This window comes from Streptomyces racemochromogenes (assembly GCF_039535215.1).
In the GTDB taxonomy this organism is placed as follows: domain Bacteria; phylum Actinomycetota; class Actinomycetes; order Streptomycetales; family Streptomycetaceae; genus Streptomyces; species Streptomyces racemochromogenes.
Genome location: NZ_BAAAWT010000001.1, coordinates 5,257,478 through 5,275,577, shown reverse-complemented (window position 1 = coordinate 5,275,577; position 18,100 = coordinate 5,257,478). Strand labels below are relative to the sequence as shown.

Annotated in this window: 15 protein-coding genes, 1 tRNA gene and 1 pseudogene; 13 read left to right on the top strand and 4 right to left on the bottom strand. The window is 69.9% G+C overall.

From position 1 onward, the window contains the following. Window positions 1-37: 37 nt before the first annotated feature. Window positions 38-2,758: a DNA polymerase I gene (polA, locus tag ABD973_RS24275; RefSeq protein WP_345502081.1), complete on the bottom strand. Its 2,721-nt coding sequence runs from the start codon at window positions 2,756-2,758 to the stop codon at window positions 38-40. A 205-nt stretch (window positions 2,759-2,963) separates the two neighbouring features. Here polA and ABD973_RS24270 point away from each other — a divergent pair, with 205 nt between their 5' ends. The 9 genes and pseudogenes from ABD973_RS24270 to ABD973_RS24230 all read left to right on the top strand — a co-directional run bounded on the left by ABD973_RS24270 (window position 2,964) and on the right by ABD973_RS24230 (window position 12,931). Then, a complete protein-coding gene (locus tag ABD973_RS24270) occupies window positions 2,964-5,234 on the top strand; it encodes an FdhF/YdeP family oxidoreductase (protein WP_125820796.1) in 2,271 nt (756 codons plus the stop codon). Between the two features lie 81 nt (window positions 5,235-5,315). Further along, window positions 5,316-5,750: pseudogene (locus tag ABD973_RS24265) on the top strand (PaaI family thioesterase); the annotation flags it as partial. A 56-nt stretch (window positions 5,751-5,806) separates the two neighbouring features. Beyond that, complete coding sequence (locus tag ABD973_RS24260) at window positions 5,807-6,241, top strand: hypothetical protein (protein WP_125820797.1); 435 nt, start codon at window positions 5,807-5,809, stop codon at window positions 6,239-6,241. Window positions 6,242-6,363: 122 nt separating this feature from the next. Beyond that, entirely contained in the window at window positions 6,364-6,864 is a 501-nt protein-coding gene (locus tag ABD973_RS24255; protein WP_345502078.1) for a Tat pathway signal sequence domain protein, read from the top strand. 298 nt (window positions 6,865-7,162) lie between these two features. Continuing rightward, a complete protein-coding gene (locus ABD973_RS24250) occupies window positions 7,163-8,392 on the top strand; it encodes a branched-chain amino acid ABC transporter substrate-binding protein (RefSeq protein WP_164720865.1) in 1,230 nt (409 codons plus the stop codon). Between the two features lie 116 nt (window positions 8,393-8,508). After that, entirely contained in the window at window positions 8,509-9,429 is a 921-nt protein-coding gene (locus ABD973_RS24245; protein WP_125603304.1) for a branched-chain amino acid ABC transporter permease, read from the top strand. 5 nt (window positions 9,430-9,434) lie between these two features. Continuing rightward, window positions 9,435-11,252 (top strand): branched-chain amino acid ABC transporter permease, encoded by a 1,818-nt coding sequence (locus ABD973_RS24240; protein ID WP_125820799.1) that lies wholly within the window; start codon window positions 9,435-9,437, stop codon window positions 11,250-11,252. A 3-nt stretch (window positions 11,253-11,255) separates the two neighbouring features. Beyond that, window positions 11,256-12,218 carry an ABC transporter ATP-binding protein gene (locus ABD973_RS24235; RefSeq protein WP_125820800.1) on the top strand — a complete coding sequence of 321 codons (963 nt, stop codon included), beginning with the start codon at window positions 11,256-11,258 and terminating at the stop codon, window positions 12,216-12,218. Further along, window positions 12,215-12,931 carry an ABC transporter ATP-binding protein gene (locus ABD973_RS24230; RefSeq protein ID WP_007263512.1) on the top strand — a complete coding sequence of 239 codons (717 nt, stop codon included), beginning with the start codon at window positions 12,215-12,217 and terminating at the stop codon, window positions 12,929-12,931. Before ABD973_RS24235 ends, ABD973_RS24230 begins: the two co-directional genes overlap by 4 nt. Before the next feature lie 78 nt (window positions 12,932-13,009). Here ABD973_RS24230 and ABD973_RS24225 read toward each other — a convergent pair whose 3' ends face one another. Beyond that, on the bottom strand, window positions 13,010-13,663 hold the full coding sequence (locus ABD973_RS24225) for an ANTAR domain-containing response regulator (protein ID WP_125603301.1): 654 nt from the start codon (window positions 13,661-13,663) through the stop codon (window positions 13,010-13,012). 98 nt (window positions 13,664-13,761) lie between these two features. Here ABD973_RS24225 and ABD973_RS24220 point away from each other — a divergent pair. From ABD973_RS24220 to ABD973_RS24205, 4 genes are all read left to right on the top strand, one after another. Then, window positions 13,762-13,836, top strand: a tRNA-Leu gene (locus ABD973_RS24220). Window positions 13,837-13,945: 109 nt separating this feature from the next. Then, window positions 13,946-14,680: a transcriptional regulator gene (locus ABD973_RS24215; RefSeq protein ID WP_345502073.1), complete on the top strand. Its 735-nt coding sequence runs from the start codon at window positions 13,946-13,948 to the stop codon at window positions 14,678-14,680. 44 nt (window positions 14,681-14,724) lie between these two features. Then, window positions 14,725-15,390, top strand: a complete 666-nt coding sequence (locus ABD973_RS24210; RefSeq protein WP_125820803.1) for a helix-turn-helix domain-containing protein — start codon at window positions 14,725-14,727, stop codon at window positions 15,388-15,390. A gap of 41 nt (window positions 15,391-15,431) precedes the next feature. After that, complete coding sequence (locus ABD973_RS24205; protein WP_125820804.1) at window positions 15,432-15,683, top strand: EF-hand domain-containing protein; 252 nt, start codon at window positions 15,432-15,434, stop codon at window positions 15,681-15,683. A 59-nt stretch (window positions 15,684-15,742) separates the two neighbouring features. On the opposite strand, the gene pyk is transcribed toward ABD973_RS24205, so the two are convergent. Both pyk and ABD973_RS24195 read right to left on the bottom strand, forming a co-directional pair. Next, window positions 15,743-17,170, bottom strand: a complete 1,428-nt coding sequence (gene pyk / locus ABD973_RS24200) for a pyruvate kinase (protein ID WP_125820805.1) — start codon at window positions 17,168-17,170, stop codon at window positions 15,743-15,745. A gap of 134 nt (window positions 17,171-17,304) precedes the next feature. Continuing rightward, window positions 17,305-18,015, bottom strand: a complete 711-nt coding sequence (locus ABD973_RS24195) for an SIMPL domain-containing protein (protein WP_345502070.1) — start codon at window positions 18,013-18,015, stop codon at window positions 17,305-17,307. Window positions 18,016-18,100: the final 85 nt, after the last annotated feature.

Sequence of the window (18,100 nt, the reverse complement as noted above, 5' to 3'; positions counted from 1 at the left end):
GGCGGGGGGACGGGCGTCCGGAGCGCGCGTACGGGGATCAGTGCGCGGCGGACTCCCAGTCGCCGCCGACGCCCACCGACACGTCCAGCGGGGCGCGCAGCTCGACGGCCGCCCCCATCTCGCGGCGCACCAGTTCCTCGACCCGCTCCCGCTCGCCGGGGGCGATCTCCAGGACGATTTCGTCGTGGACCTGGAGCAGCATCCGCGACTTCAGCCCGGCCTCGGCGAGGGCCCTGTCCACGCGCAGCATGGCCACCTTGACGATGTCGGCGGCGGTGCCCTGGATCGGGGCGTTCAGCGCCATCCGCTCGGCGGCCTCGCGGCGCTGGCGGTTGTCGCTGTTGAGGTCCGGCAGGTAGCGGCGGCGGCCGAAGACCGTCGCCGTGTAGCCGGTCGCGCGGGCCTCGTCCACCACGCGCTGGAGGTAGTCGCGGACGCCGCCGAACCGCTCGAAGAAGGTCTCCATCAGCCCGCGCGCCTCGGCCGGCTCGATGTTCAGCTGCTGTGCCAGGCCGAACGCGGACAGCCCGTACGCCAGCCCGTACGACATGGCCTTGATCTTGCGGCGCATCTCGGCGTCGACCTGGGAGCGCTCCACGCCGAACACCTGCGAGGCGACGGTGGTGTGCAGGTCCTCGCCGGACAGGAACGCCTCGATCAGGCCCTCGTCCTCGGAGAGGTGGGCCATGACGCGCAGCTCGATCTGGCTGTAGTCGGCGGTCATCAGGGACTCGTAGCCCTCGCCGACGACGAAGCCGCGGCGGATGGCGCGGCCCTCGTCGGTGCGCACCGGCACGTTCTGCAGGTTGGGGTCGGTGGAGGAGAGCCGGCCGGTGGCCGCCGTGGTCTGGCTGAAGCTGGTGTGCACCCGGCCGTCGGCGGCGATCGACTTGACCAGGCCCTCGACGGTCACCCGCAGCTTGGCCTGCTCGCGGTGCCGCAGCATGATCACCGGGAGTTCGTGGTCGGTCTGCGTGGCCAGCCAGGCCAGCGCGTCCGCGTCCGTGGTGTAGCCGGTCTTGGTCTTCTTCGTCTTCGGCAGGTCCAGCTCGCCGAAGAACACCTCCTGGAGCTGCTTGGGCGAACCGAGGTTGAACTCGTGGCCGACCGCCGCGTGCGCCTCCTTGACCGCCTGCTGCACGGCGCCCGCGAACTGCTGCTCCATGCCCTCCATGTGGTCGCGGTCGGCGGCGATGCCGGACCGCTCCAGGCGCGCCAGCAGCTCGGAGGTGGGCAGCTCCATCTCGTGGAGCAGCTCGACCGCGCCGACCTCGGGCAGCTTGGCCGTGAAGGCGTCGCCGAGGTCCAGGACGGCGCGGGCCTGTGCCATCAGGGCGTCGGCCTCGGCGGTGTCGTCGGCGCCGAAGGCGAGCTGGCCGTCGGCGGCCGGGGGCTGGAGCTCGCGGCCCAGGTACTCCACGGACAGCACGTCCAGCGCGAAGGAGCGCCGGCCCGGCTTGACGAGGTAGGCGGCGAGCGCGGTGTCCATGGTGACGCCGGCCAGGGTCCAGCCGTGCTCGGGGAAGACCCGCATCAGGCCCTTGGCGTTGTGCACCACCTTGGGGCGGGCCGCGTCGGCGGCCCAGGCGGCGAAGGCCCGCTCGTCGGCCTCGTCGAGCGCGGACGGCTCGAACCAGGCGGCCGCGCCGCCCGCCGAGGCCAGCGCGATCTCGCTGACGTTGCCCGTGCCCAGCATCCAGCTGTCGACGGTGGACACGCCCAGCGGTCCGCCCGCGTGCTCCTGGAGCCACGGCGCGAGCTCGCCCGCGCCCAGCACCGAGCCGTCCAGCTCCACGCCGGCCGCCGGGGCGGGGGCCTCCACCTCGGCAGCGCCCGGGTCCACGGCCAGCAGCCGCTCGCGCAGGGAGGCGTTGCGGATCTCCAGCACGTCCAGCACGCCGGTGACGGCGGAGCGGTCGTACGGGGCGCGGGCCAGGTCGGCCGGGGTCTTGGGCAGCTCCACGTCCTTGACCATCTCGGTCAGGACGCGGTTGAGCTTCACGGCCTCCAGGTGGTCGCGGAAGTTCTGCCCGGCCTTGCCCTTGACCTCGTCGGCCCGCTCCACCAGCTCCGCGAACGACCCGAACTGGGTGATCCACTTCGCGGCGGTCTTCTCGCCCACGCCCGGGATGCCCGGCAGGTTGTCCGACGGGTCGCCGCGCAGCGCCGCGAAGTCCGGGTACTGCTGCGGGGTGAGGCCGTACTTCTCCTCGACCTTTTCCGGCGTGAACCGGGTCAGCTCGGAGACGCCCTTCGTCGGGTACAGCACCGTGGTGTGCTCGGAGACCAGCTGGAAGGAGTCGCGGTCGCCCGTGACGATCAGGACGTCGAAGCCGAGGGCCTCCGCCTGCGTCGCCAGCGTCGCGATCACGTCGTCGGCCTCAAAGCCGTCCACCGCGAACCGCGGCACCTTCATCGCGTCGAGCAGCTCGCCGATCAGCTCGACCTGCCCCTTGAACTCGTCCGGGGTCTTCGAACGGTTCGCCTTGTACTCGGGGAACTCCGTCGTGCGCCACGTCTTGCGGGACACGTCGAACGCCACCGCGAAGTGCGTGGGGGCCTCGTCGCGCAGCGTGTTCGCCAGCATCGACGCGAAGCCGTAGATGGCATTGGTCGGCTGGCCCGTGGCCGTGGTGAAGTTCTCCGCGGGCAGCGCGAAGAACGCCCGGTAGGCCAGGGAGTGCCCGTCCATGAGCATCAGGCGGGGGCGGTCCGCTGCGGTCGGCTGGTCGGTCTTCTTCGATGCTGTCTCTGCCACGCCCCCGATCCTAGGGCTCCCCGCTGACAATTCCGGCGCGGGCGCCCGCCGCGGGCCCGGGGCTGCGCCGGACCGCCCCCGCGGGCGCCCGCCGCGGGCCCGGGGCTGCGCCGGACCGCCCTCCCCACCCGCTCCGCGGCCGTGCAAGGATCGGAAGACGCGGCAGGACCTGCTGCACCCGTACGCACGCTCGAAGGAGAGCGCGATGGCGACCAAGCCGCCCACAGGTGACCCGGTACAGGACGCACCGCACGTCACGCCGCCCCAGCACGCCGCCGCGGGGCTCCCCGCCATCGCGCACACCCTGAAGATCGCGAACGAGCAGATGGGCCTGGCGCGCACCGCGCGGACCCTGCTCAAGGTCAACCAGAAGGACGGCTTCGACTGCCCCGGCTGCGCCTGGCCCGAGGGGGACAAGCGGCACACCGCCGAGTTCTGCGAGAACGGCGCCAAGGCCGTCGCCGAAGAGGCCACGCTGCGCCGCGTCACCCCGGACTTCTTCGCCGCCCACCCGCTGCCCGAGCTCGCCGCCCGCAGCGGCTACTGGCTCGGCCAGCAGGGCCGCATCACGCAGCCGATGTACCTGCCGGAGGGCGCCGACCGGTACGAGCCCGTCAGCTGGAAGAAGGCCTTCGCGATCATCGCGGAGGAGCTCGGCGCCCTCTCCTCGCCCGACGAGGCCCTCTTCTACACCTCCGGCCGCACCAGCAACGAGGCCGCGTTCCTCTTCCAGCTGTTCGCCCGCGAATTCGGCACCAACAACCTGCCGGACTGCTCCAACATGTGCCACGAGTCCTCCGGCTCCGCACTGAGCGAGACCATCGGCATCGGCAAGGGCAGCGTCTCCCTCGAAGACCTCCACCGCGCCGACCTGATCATCGTCGCCGGACAGAACCCGGGCACCAACCACCCCCGCATGCTCTCCGCGCTGGAGAAGGCCAAGGAAGCCGGCGCGAAGATCATCTCGGTGAACCCGCTGCCCGAGGCCGGCATGGAGCGGTTCAAGAACCCCCAGACCCCCCTGGGCATGCTCAAGGGCACCCCCCTCAACGACCTCTTCCTGCAGATCCGCATCGGCGGCGACCAGGCCCTCTTCCGCCTCCTCAACAAGCTCGTCATCGAGACGGACGGCGCCCTCGACGAGGACTTCATCCGCGAGCACACCCACGGCTACGAGGCCCTCGCCACCGCCGCCAAGGACGCGGACTGGGACGAGACCCTCACCGCCACCGGCCTCACCCGCCCCGAGATCGAACGCGCCCTCGCCATGATCCTGGCCTCGGAGCGCACCATCATCTGCTGGGCCATGGGCCTCACCCAGCACAAGCACTCCGTCGCCACCATCCGCGAGGTCGTCAACCTCCTCCTGCTCCGTGGCAACATCGGCCGCCCCGGCGCCGGCGTCTGCCCCGTCCGCGGCCACTCCAACGTCCAGGGCGACCGCACCATGGGGATCTTCGAACGCCCCGCCCCCGCCTTCCTCGACGCCCTCGACGAGGAATTCGGCATCACCTCGCCCCGCACCCACGGCTACGATGTGGTCCGCTCCATCGAGGCCCTGCGCGACGGCCGGGCCAAGGTCCTCTTCGCCATGGGCGGCAACTTCGTCGCCGCCACCCCCGACACCGACGTCACCGAGGCCGCGATCCGCCGCGCCTCCCTCACCGTCCACGTCTCCACCAAGCTCAACCGCTCCCACGCGGTCACCGGCCGGCGCGCCCTGATCCTGCCCACCCTCGGCCGCACCGACAAGGACGTCCAGAAGAGCGGCCGCCAGTTCGTCACCGTCGAGGACTCCATGGGCATGGTCCACGCCTCCCGCGGCAACCTCGCCCCCGCCTCCCCCCACCTCCTCTCCGAACCGGCCATCGTCGCCCGCATGGCCCGCGCCGTCCTCGGCACCGCATCCCAGACCCCCTGGGAGGAGTTCGAGAACGACTACGCGGCCATCCGCGACCGCATCGCCCGCGTCGTCCCCGGCTTCGAGGACTTCAACGCCCGCGCCGCCCGCCCCGAGGGCTTCCGGCTCCCCCACGGCCCCCGCGACGAACGCCGCTTCCCCACCAAGACCGGCAAGGCCAACTTCACCGCCGCCCCCGTCGAGTACCCCCGGGTGCCCGCCGGCCGGCTCCTCCTGCAGACCCTGCGCAGCCACGACCAGTACAACACCACCATCTACGGCCTCGACGACCGCTACCGCGGCATCACCGGCGGCCGCCGCGTCGTCATGGTCAACCCCCAGGACGCCGCCGAGCTCGGCCTCGCCGACGGCTCCTACACCGACCTCGTCGGCGAGTGGAAGGACGGCGTCGAACGCCGCGCCCCCGGCTTCCGCGTCGTCCACTACCCCACCGCACGCGGCTGCGCCGCCGCCTACTACCCGGAGACCAACGTCCTGGTCCCCCTGGACTCCACCGCCGACACCAGCAACACCCCCGCCAGCAAGTCCGTCGTCGTCCGCTTCGAACCGGCCTGATAGAACGAGCCCAGACACTGGTTAACGATCGTTGACGAACGGAGCAGCCCCATGGCCGCCGAGCAGCAGCACGCCGTGAAGTTCCCCCAGGAAGTCCTCGACGAGTACGCCGCCCTGGGCATAGACCTCCCCGCCCTCTTCTCGGCGGGCGCCCTCGGACAGCGCATGGAGATCCAGATCCTGGAGGCCTCCGCCGAACGCGTCGTCGCCACCATGCCCGTCAAGGGCAACACCCAGCCCTACGGACTCCTGCACGGCGGCGCCTCCGCCGTGCTCGCCGAGACCCTCGGCTCCGTCGGCGCCATGATGCACGGCGGCAGCAAGAAGATCGCCGTCGGCGTCGACCTCAACTGCACCCACCACCGCGGCGTCCGCGACGGCCACGTCACCGGCACCGCCACCCCCGTCCACCGCGGCCGCTCCACCGCCACCTACGAGATCGTCATCACCGACGAGCAGGACCGCCGCGTCTGCACCGCCCGCCTCACCTGCCTGCTGCGCGACACGGACTCTTAACACCCCGGCCGGTACGAGCCGTTGTGCCGCCCGCGGCGCCGGTCTAGCGTTCCCGCATGGGATCCGGACCGGCGCCGCGCGGCGTCACGGCCGCACGCGGGACGACGGCGCTCCTCGCCGCCGGCCTCACCACGGCCACCCTGACCGTCACCCTGCTGTCGGGCTGCGCCGGCCCCACCCGCGCGCCCCACACCGCCCCCGCCCCGCGCACCACCCCGCCCCGGGCCCTGTGCGCCGCCCTCGTCACCCACTGGGCGGGGGTCGTCCTCGACGCCGCAGCGGACGAGGACGCCGTCGGCCTCGACTACCAGTCCATGGGCCTGTCCGGCGACCAGAACGAGATCCTGCGCGCCGTCCTCGAAGCCGCCCGCGCCGGGCAGCGCGCCGGCGGCAGCGCCGCGGCAGTCCGCGAGGGCGCCGCCCGCGACGCCGAAGCCCGCTGTGCCGAGCACCACCGCTCGGGCACCCCCACCGGCGGGCCCTGGCAGTGAGCGCCGGCATCGGCCCGGTGGAGCCCGGGGAAGGCACCGAGGACGGACACGGGCCGCGCAGGGGTCCCCGTACGCCCGGCGCGGACTGGATCCGCTCCCGCTACGCCCGCCACCGCAGGGCCGTGCTGAGCGTCGCGTCGGCCGCCGTACTGGCCGCGGCCGCCGCCCGCATCTACGCCACGCGCCCGGAGCCGCCCCGCCCGCAGGCCCCGCCCGCCCCCTCCCAGGCGCTCTCCCTCACGTACGCGGGGCCCGTGGAGCCTGCTCCGGACGGCGCCGCGTTCGCCTTCACTGTGCGTGTGCGGACGGCGGTCGGGCCGGCCGTCACGGTGGAGCGGATCGGCCAGCCCTCTCAGGCCCTCGGCGTGACGATCCGGCCATCCCTTCCGGCCACGATCCGGGCGGGGGAAGTCCGTGAGCTCCTCGTCCTCATTCAGGCAAAAGACTGCGTGCATGTAGCACGGAATTCGGGTCTTCCTTTCCTGGAAGTGACCCTGAGTAATGGATTCCAGAAAGAGGATCACAGTTACATCCCCGGTGACCGATATGCCGGGGATCTTTCCGTCGCGCTGACCAGGGCCTGTCCCGAAGCCCGAGATGCGGCCACCCCCGGACCGTCATGAGCAAAAACCCCCAGAGTCCTGGCCTGTCAGGACTCAAACCGCTCGATGGTCCTGCCCCGTCTCAGGATGCGGACAAGACGAACCGGCCTGAATTCCCCCGTTCCACCCGCCGTGAACCGCTATGTATTACGCCGTGGCATAACAAGAGAGTCACATCATTGGCCTCAGCCCTCCATAACCGCCGATGAGCCGCCTAGAGTCACGGCCAGTTACCGCGACCGCCGGATTTCTTCAGTTCGGTCCCCGCGTTCGACTCGACGCGTCCCACGGGGGACGCGGCGCCAGGAAAGGACTGATCGTGCGTTCTCGTCAGCTCATCGCCGTGACCGCCGCCCTCGCCGCGGGCGCTCTCACTCTCACCGCCTGCGGCTCGCGCGACGACAAGGGCGGAGCCGCCGACGCCGGCGGCACCACCGTCGTCATCGGCGTCGACGCCCCGCTGACGGGCGACCTCTCCGCCCTCGGCCTCGGCATCAAGAACTCCGCGGACCTCGCCGCCAAGCAGGCCAACGAGAAGAAGTACGTCAAGGGCGTCACCTTCAAGATCCAGGCCCTCGACGACCAGGCGCAGGCCTCCTCCGGCCAGCAGAACGCCACCAAGCTCACCGCCGACAAGAACGTCCTCGGCGTCGTCGGCCCCCTCAACTCCTCCGTCTCCGAAGCCATGCAGAAGGTCTTCGACGACGCGAAGCTGGCCCAGATCTCCCCGGCCAACACCAGCCCGTCGCTGACCCAGGGCCCGAAGTGGAACGAGGGCGTCAAGAACCGCACCTACAAGAGCTACTTCCGCACCGCCACCACGGACGCCATCCAGGGCCCGTTCGCGGCGCAGTACCTCTTCAACAAGGCGGGCAAGAAGAAGGTCTTCATCATCGATGACAAGAAGACCTACGGCTCCGGCCTCGCCGGCACCTTCAAGGGCGAGTTCACCAAGCTCGGCGGCCAGGTCGCCGGCGAGGGCCACATCGACCCCGAGTCGAAGGACTTCTCGGCCATCGTCACCCAGGTGAAGTCCTCGGGCGCCGACGTCGTCTACTACGGCGGCGAGTACCCCGCGGCCGGCCCGCTCAGCAAGCAGATCAAGGCCTCCGGCACCAACATCCCCCTCGTCGGCGGCGACGGCATCTACGACAAGAAGTACGTCGAGCTCGCGGGTGAGGGCGCCACCGGCGACCTCGCCACCTCCGTCGGCGCGCCCGTCGAGAGCCTGCCGTCCGCCAAGGAGTTCGTCGACAACTACAAGAAGGCCGGCTACAAGGACCCGTTCGCGGCCTACGGCGGCTACTCCTACGACTCCGCCTGGTCCATCATCGAGGCCGTCAAGAAGGTCGTCGACGACAACGGCGGCAAGCTGCCCGCCGACGCCCGCGCCAAGGTCCTCGCCGCCGTCCAGAACGTCTCCTTCGAAGGCGTGACCGGCAAGGTCTCCTTCGACGAGTTCGGCGACGCCACCAACAAGCAGCTCACCGTCTACAAGGTCGAAGGCGGCGACTGGAAGTCCGTCGAGTCCGGCACCTACGGCGGCTGACCTCCACCGGCTGGCCCCCTGAACCGCCAGCCCCTCACCCCTCACCTGCCGCGCGGGGCGCGCAACAATGCGCCCCGCGCGGTGTCACATCCGTCGAAAGACTCGGAGGACCTGCGGTGCACGAACTGCCGCAACAGCTGGTCAACGGCCTGCTACTGGGATCCATGTACGGGCTCGTCGCCATCGGCTACACGATGGTCTATGGCATCGTCCAGCTCATCAACTTCGCCCACGGCGAGATCTTCATGATCGGAGGGTTCGGCGCCTTCTGGGTCTGGACGGCTCTCCCCGGCGGCACCACCATGTGGGTCGCCCTCCCCCTCATGATCATAGGCGCGATCATCGTCGCCACCCTCGTCGCCGTCGGCGCGGAACGCTTCGCCTACCGGCCCCTGCGCAACGCCCCACGGCTCGCGCCGCTCATCACCGCCATCGGCCTCTCCATCGTCCTCCAGCAGGCGGTCTGGGCCTGGTACCCCTCCTCCGTGGTCTTCCCCGAGATCTCCGGCGGCCCCTTCCACCTCGGCAGCATCACCATCCAGACCGGTGACGTCTTCCTCCTGATCGCCGCCCCGCTCTCCATGGCCTTCCTCGGCTTCTTCGTCAAGAAGACCCGCAGCGGCCGCGGCATGCAGGCGACCGCCCAGGACCCCGACACCGCCAAGCTCATGGGCATCAACACCGACCGCATCATCATGATGGCCTTCGCCCTCGGTGCCGCCTTCGCCGCCATCGGAGCCGTCGCCTACGGCCTCAAGTACGGCGAGGTCAACTTCAAGATGGGCTTCCTGCTCGGCCTCAAGGCCTTCACCGCCGCCGTCCTCGGCGGCATCGGGAACATCTACGGCGCCATGATCGGCGGCATCGTCCTCGGCCTCGCCGAAACCCTGACCACCGCCTACATCGCCGACGTACCGGGCATGCAGCAGCTCGGCGGCCAGTCCTGGGGCAACACCTGGGCGTTCGTACTCCTCATCCTCGTGCTCCTCTTCCGGCCCCAGGGCCTGATGGGCGAGCGCGTGGCGGACAGGGCGTGAGAACCATGACGACCACCATCACAGACAACACGCCGCAGGCCGAGCCCACCGGCCGCCGGGGAATCGTCTTCCCCGAGAAGACCGCCCGGGCCGTGGCCACCGCCGGCGGCGCCCTCACGGTCATCAGCTGCTTCCTCGCCTGGACCTGGACCTCCGCCTTCCCCGGCGACCTCACCGTCTACGGGTACCCGGGCGGCCTCCAGTGGCTCGTCCTCGTCGGCGGCGCCCTCACCGCGCTCTTCGGCCTCAGCTCCTACGGCATCAAGGGCCTCCAGTGGATCGCCCCCGCCGGAACCGACGCCGCCATCAAGCTCTGCGCCCTCGGCACCTTCCTCACCGTGGCCTACACCGCCTGGGCGATCAGCAACACCCTCGGCGGCCTCGTCAACCTGGAACCCGGCGGCTTCATCGCCCTCGCCACCGCGCTCGTCGCCTGGCTCGGCGCCCGCTCCCTGCCCTTCGAGCGTCCCGTGACCGAACTCGCGGACCCCGAAGACACCTGGTGGGAGCAGACCAAGCACAACATCGGCAACAGCTGGGCCGTCACCAAGGCCGCCCACGCCGGCGGCACCCCCAAGCCGGCCCGCGCCCTCCCGGCCTACGCCGAGATCCTGATCATCACCGCGGTGCTCGCCGTCGCCCTCGGCGTCTTCACCTACGGCGTCACCACCCCGTACCAGGAACTCTTCATCGGCTTCCTGATCACCGCCGGCTTCGGCTTCACCGCCCTCAACAAGGCCGGCCTGGTCGCCCGCTTCACCACCCTCACCAACAAGCACCGCAACGTCGCCCTCGTCGGCGCCTTCGTCGCGGCCGCCGCCTTCCCCCTCACCCAGACCGACGACCAGTACGCGACCCTCGGCGTCAACATCCTCATCTTCGCCACCGTCGCCCTCGGCCTGAACATCGTCGTCGGCCTCACCGGCCTCCTCGACCTCGGCTACGTCGCCTTCCTCGGCGTCGGCGCCTACACCGCGGCCCTGGTCTCCGGCAGCCCCAACTCCCCCTTCGGCGTGCACCTGCCCTTCTGGGCCGCACTCCTCGTCGGCGCCCTCGCCTCCATGGTCTTCGGCGTCCTCATCGGCGCCCCGACCCTGCGCCTGCGCGGCGACTACCTCGCCATCGTCACCCTCGGCTTCGGAGAGATCTTCCGGATCTCGATGAACAACCTCGACGGCGTGAGCGGACCCGACCTCACCAACGGCCCCAACGGCGTCGCCAACATCCCCAACGTCAACCTCTTCGGGTTCGACTTCGGCGCCAGCCACAGCATCGCCGGATTCACCATCGGCCGCTTCGCCAACTACTTCCTGCTGATGCTCCTGGTCACCCTCATCGTGATCATGGTCTTCCGCCGCAGCGCCGAATCCCGCATCGGCCGCGCCTGGGTCGCCATCCGCGAAGACGAGACAGCCGCCGAAGCCATGGGCATCAACGGCTTCCGCGTCAAGCTCATCGCCTTCGCCCTCGGCGCCACCCTCGCCGGCCTCGCCGGCGCCGTACAGGCCCACGTGAACTACACCGTCACCCCGGACCAGTACGTCTTCGCCAACGCCGTCCCCCCGAACTCCGCCTTCCTCCTCGCGGCAGTCGTACTCGGCGGCATGGGCACCATCTCCGGCCCCCTCGTCGGCGGCGCCCTCCTCTTCATGATCCCCAACAAGCTCCAGTTCCTGGGCGAGTACCAGCTCCTCGTCTTCGGCATCGCACTCGTCATCCTGATGCGCCTGCGCCCCGAAGGCCTCATCCCCAACCGGCGCAACCAGCTCGAACTCCACAAGGACCTCGAAGCGCCCACAGTCCTCGGCAAGGCAGGGGCCTGATCCATGACCACCACCACGACCGAAACGGCCACCGGCGAGACCGTCCTCGACGCCCGTGGCGTCACGATGCGCTTCGGCGGCCTCACCGCCGTCAAGAACGTCGACCTCACCGTCCGCAGCGGCGAGATCGTCGGCCTCATCGGCCCCAACGGCGCCGGCAAGACCACCTTCTTCAACTGCCTCACCGGCCTCTACATCCCCACCGAGGGCGAAGTCCGGTACAAGGGCACGGTCCTGCCCCCCAAGTCCTTCAAGGTCACCGCGGCCGGCATCGCCCGCACCTTCCAGAACATCCGTCTCTTCAACAACATGACGGTCCTGGAAAACGTCCTCGTCGGACGCCACACCCGCACCAAGGAGGGCCTCTGGTCCGCCCTCCTGCGCCTGCCCGGCTTCGGCCGGGAGGAGCAGGCCAGCCGCGAGCGCGCCATGGAACTCCTGGAGTTCATCGGCCTCGACCACAAGGCCGAACACCTCGCCCGCAACCTCCCCTACGGCGAGCAGCGCAAGCTGGAGATCGCCCGCGCCCTCGCCAGCGACCCGGGCCTCATCCTCCTGGACGAGCCCACCGCCGGCATGAACCCGCAGGAGACCCGGGCCGCCGAAGAACTCATCTTCGCCATCCGGGACAAGGGCATCGCCGTCCTCGTCATCGAGCACGACATGCGCTTCATCTTCAACCTCTGCGACCGCGTCGCCTGCCTCGTGCAGGGCGAGAAGCTCATCGAGGGCAGCGCCGCCGAGGTCCAGGGCGACGAGCGCGTCGTCGCCGCCTACCTCGGCGAGCCCTTCGAAGGCGCCCCCGGCGCCGAGGAGGTCGCCGAAGTGGAGGCCGCCGAGGAAGCCGCCGAAGCCGAGGTCGTGGCCGAGGCCGAAGCCGTGGTGGAAGCCGCGGAGAACGACGCCGCGGAGAACGACGCCGCTGACGCGGACAGCACCACCAGCACGGACGGAGAAGCCAAGTGACCGCACTCCTGGAGGTCGAGGACCTCCGCGTCGCCTACGGCAAGATCGAAGCCGTCAAGGGCATCTCCTTCAGCGTCAACGAGGGCGAGATCGTCACCCTCATCGGCACCAACGGCGCCGGCAAGACCACCACCCTGCGCACCCTCTCCGGCCTGATCAAGCCCAAGGGCGGCCAGATCAAGTTCCAGGGCAAGTCGCTGAAGAAGGTCCCGGCGCACGACATCGTCTCGCTCGGACTCGCCCACTCCCCCGAGGGGCGGCACATCTTCCCGCGCATGACGATCGAGGACAACCTCCTCCTCGGCGCCTTCCTCCGCAACGACAAGGAAGGCATCCAGAAGGACGTCCAGCGCGCCTACGACCTCTTCCCGATCCTGGGAGAGCGCCGCAAGCAGGCCGCCGGCACCCTCTCGGGCGGCGAGCAGCAGATGCTGGCCATGGGCCGCGCGCTCATGTCGCAGCCGAAGCTGCTGATGCTGGACGAGCCCTCGATGGGCCTGTCGCCGCTCATGATGCAGAAGATCATGGCGACCATCTCCGAGCTCAAGGCGGCCGGCACCACGATCCTGCTGGTCGAGCAGAACGCCCAGGCCGCGCTGTCGCTGGCCGACCAGGGCCACGTCATGGAGATCGGAAAGATCGTCCTGTCGGGCCCGGGCCGCGAGCTCCTCGTCAACGAGGACGTCCGCAAGGCCTACCTCGGCGAGGACTAGTCCGCGCCGGCTCCGCGAAGCCGTGAGGCCCGTCTCCCCTCGGGGGGAGACGGGCCTCACGCGTTCCTCTCGCCCCGCCTACTTGGCGGCGTTCTGCTTCTTCTCCTCGGCGTCCTCGATGACCGCCTCGGCGACCTGCTGCATGGACATGCGGCGGTCCATGGAGGTCTTCTGGATCCACCGGAACGCGGCCGGCTCGGACAGCTTGTACTCGGTCTGCAGGATGCTCTTGGCCCGGTCGACGAGCTTGCGGGTCTCCAGGCGCGCGGAGAGGTCCGCGACCTCCTTCTCCAGCGCCTTCAGCTCGGCGAACCGGGAGACGGCCATCTCGATGGCCGGGACGACGTCGCTCTTGCTGAAGGGCTTGACCAGGTACGCCATGGCCCCGGCGTCCCGGGCCCGCTCGACGAGGTCGCGCTGCGAGAACGCGGTGAGCATGAGCACGGGGGCGATGGACTCCCCCGCGATCTTCTCGGCGGCGGAGATCCCGTCGAGCACGGGCATCTTCACGTCGAGGATCACGAGGTCGGGCCGGTGCTCCCGGGCCAGCTCGACGGCCGTCTGCCCGTCCCCGGCCTCGCCGACGACGGAGTAGCCCTCCTCTTCGAGCATCTCTTTCAGGTCGAGACGGATGAGCGCCTCGTCCTCGGCGATGACGACGCGGGTCGTCAGCGGCGGAACGTGCGACTGGTCGGCGTCGGGCGTGGGCGTCGACTCGTGCTCGGCGGTCACGGAGGCTCCTCTTTGCGGGGCATAACAAGCTCCCCCGAGCCTACCTAGCTACGGTAAGGTGGTGCCACGCAGGGATCATCGGTTCCTTCGTTTCATAGGCCCCAGTACTCCAACTGGTTAGAGAGGCCGCTCTCAAACAGCGGACAGTGTGGGTTCGAATCCCACCTGGGGCACCTTTCCTTAAATTCCAAGGTCACGCGGAATCCGCGGACCTTACCCCCTTCAGGGGAATCCGACGGAAAACGCACACACGGGCGGGAAATTTTCCCCAACGTCGCCCGTATGTACGATCTGACAACTCGCCGACATGCGCTGGCCCTCCTGGGTGAGGGAAGAAGCCTCAACTCGGTCAGCAAGGAGACCGGAATATCCCGGGCCGCCATCCGCGCCTGGCAGAGCCGTATCGACCCGCTCCCCCGCATGAACCGGTCGGCGTCCTGTTCCGGTCCGTCCGACGCGGCCGCGTACGCGTACCTCCTCGGCCTCTACCTGGGTGACGGGTGCATCAGCCCGCACCCGCGCGGCGGACACTACCTCCGCATCGCCTGCGCGGACGCGTGGCCCGGCCTGATCGCGCTGTGCCGCGCCGCGATCCTGGCCGTGCGGCCGGCGGACAAGGTGTACGTGTTGCAGCGCCAAGGCTGCGTGAACGTCACCAGTTACGGACGGCACTGGACGTGTCTGTTCCCCCAGCACGCGCCCGGCAAGAAGCACGAGCGGCGCATCGCCCTCGAACCCTGGCAGCAGGAGATCGTCGACACCCACCCGTGGGAGTTCATCCGCGGCCTCATCCACTCCGACGGATGCCGGACCACGAACTGGACCGTCCGGAACGGCAAGCGGTACGAGTACCCCCGCTACTTCTTCACCAACAAGTCCGAGGACATTTCCGGGCTGCTGACCCACACCTTGGACCGGGTCGGCGTCGAGTGGAAGCAGGCGAACAAGCACAACGTCTCCGTCGCCCGCAAGGAATCCGTCGCCCTCATGGACGCCCACGTCGGGCCGAAGTACTGAACCCGGCTTGACCCTCCAGTGGGTGGAGACCGCAGGGTAGGGGCATGGACGGCGTGACGGAGTTGTATGCGATCGGGGAGCTGGCCCGCAGGACCGGGTTGGCGGTGCGGACCATCCGTTTCTACTCCGACGAGGGCATCGTCGCGCCGGCCTGTCGTAGTCGTGCCGGGTACCGGCTGTACGACGACGGCGCGCTGGTGCGGCTGGAGCTGGTGCGGACGCTGCGGGAGCTGGGGGTGGATCTGCCCAGCGTGCGGCGGGTGCTGGATCGGGAGCTGTCGGTGGCCGAGGTGGCCGCCGTGCACGCCGATGCGGTGGAGGCGCAGATCCGGGCGTTGCGGTTGCGTCGGGCGGTGCTGCGGTTGGTGGCGGAGCGCGGGTCGGGTCCGGAGGAGGTTCGGTTGATGCATGACGTGACGCGGTGGGCGGGCGAGGAGCGGCGGCGGCTGGTGGAGCTGCTGGTGGAGGGGGCCGAGGAGTCGGTGGCGGCGATGGTGCGGGCTTCGGCGCCGGAGTTGCCGGAGGATCCGTCGTCGGAGCAGGTGGCGGCGTGGGTGGAGTTGGCGGGGCTGGTGGGGGATGCGGGGTTCCGGGAGGAGTTCAGGCGGGCGCCGGGGGTGGTGGGGCCGGTGGATCCGCGGGTGGAGCGGTACTGGAGGTTGGTGTGGGTGGTGAACGGGTGGGAGGTGGTGCCGGGTTTGGTGCCCTAGGTTGAGGGGGTCAACGGTGTGCGTGGTGGAGGGACGTTTCGGTGAGCGAGAAGGCTCGGAAGCTGTTCGATGCGCTGGATCTGAACCATGACGGGGAGCTGACGCGGGCCGAGGTGATTTCGGCGTTGCGTACCCAGGGGCCGACGCTGGCCGCGCGGGGGGATCTGCCGTTCTGGGGGTTGGGGGACGCGGACGCGTCGTCGGCGTTGTTCGACGCGGCGGACAAGAACGGTGACGCGGTGTTGTCGTTCGAGGAGTTCGAGGCCGAGGTGGACCGCCGGTTCGGCTGGTGACACCCGTGAACGGCGCCGTCGGCCGTCCCTGGTGGGGGACGGCCGACGGCGTCGTGGTGTCAGCGGACCGGGTCGCCGATGTGGTGGATGCGGACGAGGTTGGTCTTGCCGGTGACGCCGGGGGGTGAGCCGGCGGTGATGACGACGACGTCGCCGGGGACGCAGCGTCCGATGCGCAGGAGCTCCTCTTCGACCTGGGCGACCATGGCATCGGTGGAGTCGACGTGGGGGCCGAGGAAGGTTTCGACGCCCCAGGTGAGGTTGAGCTGGGAGCGGGTGGCGGGGTCGGGGGTGAAGGCGAGGAGCGGGATGGGGCTGCGGTAGCGGGAGAGGCGGCGGACGGTGTCGCCGCTCTGGGTGAAGGCGACGAGGAACTTCGCGCCGAGGAAGTCGCCCATTTCGGCGGCCGCGCGGGCTACGGCTCCGCCCTGGGTGCGGGGCTTGTTGCGGTCGGTGAGGGGCGGGAGTCCCTTGGCGAGGATGTCCTCTTCGGCGGCTTCGACGATGCGGGACATGGTGCGGACGGTGTCGATGGGGTGTTTGCCGACGCTGGTCTCGCCGGAGAGCATGACGGCGTCGGTGCCGTCGATGACGGCGTTGGCGACGTCGGAGGCCTCTGCGCGGGTGGGGCGGCTGTTGTCGATCATCGAGTCGAGCATCTGGGTGGCGACGATGACGGGTTTGGCGTTGCGCTTGGCGAGTTTGATGGCGCGCTTCTGGACGATGGGGACTTGTTCCAGGGGCATTTCGACGCCGAGGTCGCCGCGGGCGACCATGATGCCGTCGAAGGCGGCGACGATGTCGTCGATGCTTTCGACGGCCTGGGGCTTCTCGATCTTCGCGATGACGGGGAGGCGGCGGCCTTCCTCGTCCATGATGCGGTGGACGTCTTCGATGTCGCGGCCGGTGCGGACGAAGGAGAGGGCGATGACGTCGGCGCCGGTGCGCAGGGCCCAGCGGAGGTCTTCGATGTCCTTGTCGGAGAGGGCGGGGACGGAGACGGCGACTCCGGGGAGGTTGAGGCCCTTGTGGTCGGAGACCATGCCGCCTTCGATGACGCGGGTGTGGACGCGGGGGCCGTCGACGGAGGTGACTTCGAGGGTGACGCGGCCGTCGTCGACGAGGATGCGTTCGCCGGGGGTGACGTCGTCGGCGAGGCCCTTGTAGGTGGTGCCGCAGGTGTGGCGGTCGCCCTGGTGGTCTTCGACGGTGATGGTGAACTCGTCGCCGCGTTCAAGGAGTACGGGGCCTTCGTGGAAGCGGCCGAGGCGGATCTTCGGGCCTTGAAGGTCGGCGAGGACGCCGACGCTGCGGCCGGTCTCGTCGGAGGCCTTTCGTACGCGTTGGTAGCGCTCCTCGTGTTCGGCGTAGGTGCCGTGGCTGAGGTTGAGGCGGGCGATGTCCATGCCGGCTTCGACCAGGGCTTTGATCTGGTCGTATGAGTCGGTGGCGGGGCCCAGGGTACATACGATTTTCGCTCGGCGCATGGGGCGAGCGTATGCCCTACCGGGGGGTAGGAAATGTGGTCCGGGCGTCTCCTCAACCACCTTTGGGCGAAAGCTTGTTGACATCTTTTGAATGTGCGTGGGGGTGCTCTGATGAGCACCCCCACGGGGGCTGTTCAGAGCTGCGGCGGGGTCATGGTGAAGCGGGCGTTGACCTGGGCGAAGACGGTCTGGCGCTGGGGTTCGAGGTCGAGGGGCGGGGCGCCGGCGTCTTCGGCGGATGCGGCGAAGGCCATGGTGCGCAGGGCGCCGCCGGGCTGGGGGTAGGGGGTGGCGTCCTCGGCTCCGAGGTCGGCGAGTTCGACGAGGGCGGCGAGGTCGGCGCCGAGGGCGTGGGCGTATTCGCGGGCGCGCTGGACGGCTTCGAGTACGGCTTGGCGGCGGGCTTCGCCGTGGGCGGGAGAGGTGGGGCGCAGGGCCCACCAGGGGCCGTCGACCTGGGTGAGTTCGAGGTCGGCGAGGCGGGTGGTGACTTCGCCGAGGGTGGTGAAGTCGTTGAGTTCGGCGGTGATGTGGACGCGGCCGTGGTAGGCGCGGACGCGTTCGCCGCGGCCGTGGCGGGTGGGTTCGGGGGTGATGGAGAAGGAGCCGGTTTCGATCTTCTCGACGGGTTCGCCGTAGCTCTTGAGGAGTTCGAGGACGGTGGTGTTGCGGCGGGTGAGGTCGTCGAGGGCGGTGCGGCGGTCGGTGCCCCGGGCGCTGACGGTGATGCCGATGCGGGCGATTTCGGGGTCGACTTCGAGGCGGGCTTCTCCGCGGACGGCGACGCGGGGGACCTCGGGGGTTCCGTAGGGCTGGTGGGCGGCGTTCGAGGCGTCCTGGGTCATGGTTTCACTCTCGCACCGGTGCCCGTTCTGGTGTGGTCATCGGATCGAAACCTGCGGGGGGTGTTGCGGTTTGTTACCGGTGGGT